The organism is Chamaesiphon sp. OTE_20_metabat_361, from assembly GCF_031364565.1.
The window spans coordinates 1-3,791 of the sequence record NZ_JANLWO010000273.1; the positions used below are offsets into that span (position 1 = coordinate 1).

General features: G+C 47.4%; 3 protein-coding genes. 2 read left to right on the plus strand and 1 reads right to left on the minus strand.

Annotation, left to right across the window (positions count from 1 at the left end; genetic code table 11):
• Nucleotides 1-64: 64 nt before the first annotated feature.
• Nucleotides 65-997: an EamA family transporter gene (locus RMO35_RS07915; protein WP_309740027.1), complete on the plus strand. Its 933-nt coding sequence runs from the start codon at nucleotides 65-67 to the stop codon at nucleotides 995-997.
• A 222-nt stretch (nucleotides 998-1,219) separates the two neighbouring features.
• Here RMO35_RS07915 and glcD read toward each other — a convergent pair whose 3' ends face one another.
• Nucleotides 1,220-2,689 carry a glycolate oxidase subunit GlcD gene (glcD, locus tag RMO35_RS07920; RefSeq protein ID WP_309740028.1) on the minus strand — a complete coding sequence of 490 codons (1,470 nt, stop codon included), beginning with the start codon at nucleotides 2,687-2,689 and terminating at the stop codon, nucleotides 1,220-1,222.
• Nucleotides 2,690-2,835: 146 nt separating this feature from the next.
• On the opposite strand from glcD, the gene RMO35_RS07925 reads away from it, so the two are divergent.
• A complete protein-coding gene (locus RMO35_RS07925) occupies nucleotides 2,836-3,480 on the plus strand; it encodes a Crp/Fnr family transcriptional regulator (RefSeq protein WP_309740031.1) in 645 nt (214 codons plus the stop codon).
• The last annotated feature ends 311 nt before the right edge of the window (nucleotides 3,481-3,791 follow it).

The following is a 3,791-nucleotide window of genomic DNA, read 5'->3' on the forward strand; positions in this document are numbered from 1 at the left end:
ATTGGGGACAGGGTGAGACACCCACCACATCTTTGATGTCTTCTGCTTAGTCCGAGCTGTTTGCATGTGGATTCAATACGCTTTATTTAGCTCATTCTTATGGGCGATCGTCCATGTTCTCGACGAACATTGTGTAGACAATATTTTTAGTAAACCGTGGTTGGGAGTTATCACCAGTTCTGGTATTTCCGCTGGGATATTCGTACTTTTACCGATCTTAAATATCCCGATCGTGATTCCAAGTTGGGATCTGCTGGCGATCTGTTTGGTAACTGGCGCAATTATTCAGCTCAGTCAGTTTTTTTATTTCCGCGCTCTGGATTGTAGTGATTCTGGAACTGTTGCTGCTTACTGGAACCTGACGCCAATTTTTCTAATTCTGATTAGTTATTGGCTGTTTGGCTATTTGATTACCAGCAGTAATTATATCGGGATTGCTTTGCTAATTGTTGCCTCGATCGGCTTGTGTGCGGTAGACAAATTTAGCAATCGCTGGGATACACTCTATCTGATGTCGATCGCTTCTGGACTGCTGACAATTGTGATGACGATCGAGAAATATATCTTCGATCGGACTGATTTTTTTGGAGCTTTTTTAAGTATCACAGCGGGGATGATTATTAGTGGGTTGGCTTGTTTGACACTGCCACAAGTTCGATCGACTCTGGTGCGCGACTTTCCTAAAATTAAACAGGCTCTCCCGATATTTGTCGCGATCGAATTGCTTAATTTAGCAGCTCTATACTCCGGACAAACTGCTGTTAAATTAGGGGTTCCAGTCGTAGTATCAGCAATCGAAGCTTCCACGCCAGCATACGTTTTTGGGATATCTTTACTAATTGCCACCTTTCAACGGCGGAGCGATTCTCCTACCCAGAGGCTGTGCCTAACGGCAGGCGATCGCCAACGCCAACGAGAAGCCAAGCGCACGTTACCACTTAAATGGGGATTTGTCAGTCTGACGATCGTTGGTGTCTGGCTGCTTGGGATGGCTTAACAAGAATGTAGATTAAAAGTTAGATCTGTAGGTTGGGTAGAACGAATGTGAAACCCAACATCCACACAATTAATTGATGGGATTGTTGGGTTTCGTACCTCTGCTTGGTGCGCTGTCTTGTCTCGCATAATCCGGGAGGGAACCTCCGCATGTGTTTGGGTCGCTAAATCGTCGGGAGACCCGACGAGCGCGCATCCGCAACCCAACCTACAGATATTTATTTTAATATTGCTCGATCGAGCTAAACTTCTGACCAGATTTAGCAGACTCGCCACAGGTGCGGGGAGTGGGGATGATTTTACCAGGATTGGCTAGTTCTTTGGGATTAAATACCGTGCGTACCCATTGCATCGTCTCTAAATCTGTCTCGGTGAACATCTCTGACATATAACAGCGTTTATCAGCACCGATACCGTGTTCGCCGGAAATACTCCCGCCGACTTTGACACAGAGCTTGAGAATTTCACCACCCAAGGCTTCTACTTGTTCTAATGCACCCTCGATGGCATTGTTATACAAGATCAATGGGTGTAAATTACCATCGCCAGCATGGAAGACGTTGGCGACAAAATAGCCATACTTGGTACCGAGTTTTTCGATTTCTTGGAGGACGTAGGATAGCTGCGTGCGAGGAATGACACCATCTTGCACGTAATAATCGGGGCTGATTTTACCCATCGCTGCAAAGGCGGCTTTACGCCCCTTCCACAGCCGTAAACGTTCTGCTGGCTCGGTGGCAATGGTGATGTCTCGCGCCCCATTCTCACGGCAAATTTCGGCAATGCGGGCTTGATTTGTGGCTACTTCTACTGCCGAGCCATCGATTTCGACGAGGAGGATGGCAGCGGCATCGCGGGGATAGCATTTGGTGGCGACGACATCTTCGACAGCGTTGATGCTGAAGTTGTCCATCATCTCGATGCCAGCCGGGATAATCCCCGCACTGATGATACCTGAGACGGCGCTGCCTGCGGCTTCAACGCTAGCAAAGTCGGCGAGGAGGACGCAGATGGATTCGGGCGTTTTGAGGATTTTGAGGGTGATTTCGGTGGCAATGCCGAGGGTGCCTTCGGAGCCGACGAATAAGCCAGTCAGATCGTATCCAGGCATTTCGCCGATTTCCCCACCGACATCGACGATCTCCCCACTGGGGATGACTAATTTTAAGCCGAGGACGTGGTTGGTAGTGACACCATACTTGAGACAGTGGACGCCGCCAGAATTTTCGGCAATGTTACCACCGATCGAGCAGATCACCTGACTGGAAGGATCGGGAGCATAATAAAAGCCGCCGCCACTGACTGCTTGCGTCACCCAATTATTAATTACGCCTGGTTGAACGACGACGCGCTGATTTGCGAGATCTGTTTTGAGGATCTGATTCATCAATGCCGTCACGATCAACACGCAATTTTCGACGGGTAATGCCCCACCCGATAAACCCGTTCCCGCACCCCGCGCGATCCACGCAACATTATTTTCGTCACAGATTTTGACTGCGGCTGCTATTTGCGCTGTCGTTTTGGGCAGAATAACCAGAGCGGGACGCTCGCGGTAGCTAGTCAAACCATCGCACTCATAAGTAATTAATTCCTCCCGCCGCTGAATGATGCCTTTGATACCGACGACTGCTGTAAGTTGTGCAATAATTGGTTTCCAGTTAAGTTCTGTAGGTTTATCGGCAAGTAGCATACGATCGCGGCTTAGGGCTGAGGGGCATCTACTTACATTATCAATTATCAATTATTAATTATCAATTACTAACCAGCCTTAATCTCTCCATTACCTGAATTTTACCTTGACCGAGTAATCTAGGTTCAGATTTTGGAGCGAAAATTATGCTGTCGATCGTTCAAAGTACGGAACTAGATTATTCACCACAACAGCAGCAACAGCCTTCAGTCCTTAGTAAGCGGCTATATTTTCACACTAAAGGTGATGAAATCCCGTTGTTCCCCGAAGGCGTATGGCAAGTTACTCAAGGATTGGTGCAACTAAGCGCGAACTACGAAGATGGCGAACAAGTATTATTTGGCTGGGCGTCCACAGGAGCCTGGTTTGGCACTCAAGGCTCGGAAACTCTTGACTATCAAGCGATCGCACTATCACCTGTTTATTTACGCTGGTTGCGATTGGATGAAATTGAAGGTTCGATGCGATTGTCGCAGCTCCTACTCCCGCAGTTAGCCAAGCGGATGCGGCAAGCAGAAATGCTCCTGATTATCAACGGTCGCCGCCATACTGTCGAACGGTTGAGAGGGTTATTATCTTTACTCAAAGAGGAGTTGGGCGAGGCTTTGCCCGATAGCCAAACCCGAATTAATTATAAGTTTACCCATCAACAGCTTGCGAGCGCGATCGGGACGACTCGGGTTACTGTCAGTCGGATGATGGCACAGTTTCAAGCTAAAGGTTTTATGACACTCGATCGTCATCGTCATTTAATTTTAGACAATAGCTATTTTAGTCATATTGGCAGTTAAATTAACCCATATTTTGCATCAAAACGAAGTTACTAGTCTGTTAGTGGATAGTGAATAGCGAAAAGTGCGGGAACAGGGGTTTCCCCTGTCTTGTCGTTTTCTTATTCGGCGGCGTTTTATGCGGGGGGAACCCCCGCATAAAAAACGCCAAGACGGGGTTCCCCCCGAATAAAAACGCCGCAAGTAGAGCACCTTTTCAAGACAGTGGATAGTTTTAGTACTTATGAGTAAGTTTTGGAGCTATTCGATCGAGATTCGATCGTATTTGTAATCCACTTTAGATCTAAAAAATCGCGGAGCTTTATGCTCCG

Coding starts and splice junctions, on each gene's coding strand:
- RMO35_RS07915 (WP_309740027.1), top strand. CDS start 65: ATGTGGATTCAATACGCTTTATTTAGCTCATTCTTATGGGCGATCGTC.
- glcD (WP_309740028.1), bottom strand. CDS start 2,689: ATGCTACTTGCCGATAAACCTACAGAACTTAACTGGAAACCAATTATT.
- RMO35_RS07925 (WP_309740031.1), top strand. CDS start 2,836: ATGCTGTCGATCGTTCAAAGTACGGAACTAGATTATTCACCACAACAG.